Raw genomic sequence first — 333 nt, 5'->3', positions numbered from 1 at the left:
ACACTGTTCCTTCTATTAAAATAGTACAACTTTCCCGTACTAGGTAGATATTATCATCAACACTTCCGCGATCTCCATCTCTATTAGAAGATAGATATCCTATTCTAGATTCTTCATCTATAATAAACCCGAAATCGTCTTTTGCACTATTAGTAGGTGCTCCTAAATTTGTTGGACTTCCTAGTTTTCCTTCTTCATCTATTGAGGAAACAAAAACATCATAACCTCCTAAACCCGACCGACCATCACTAGAGAAATAAAGGTTGTTTTTATCGCTTACAAAAGGAAAAGATTCTCTTCCTTCTGTATTTATTTCAGGGCCTAGGTTAACTG

Annotated in this window: 1 pseudogene; it reads right to left on the bottom strand. The window is 35.7% G+C overall.

Annotated elements, in window-relative coordinates:
* A pseudogene (locus G3A46_RS14115) lies at positions 1–333 on the bottom strand (PD40 domain-containing protein); the annotation flags it as partial.

It is taken from the genome of Aequorivita sp. KMM 9714 (assembly GCF_011065475.1).
GTDB classification, from domain to species: domain Bacteria; phylum Bacteroidota; class Bacteroidia; order Flavobacteriales; family Flavobacteriaceae; genus Aequorivita; species Aequorivita sinensis.
The sequence above is the reverse complement of the archived record's forward strand: the minus strand, read 5'-3'. Positions and strand labels throughout refer to the sequence as shown.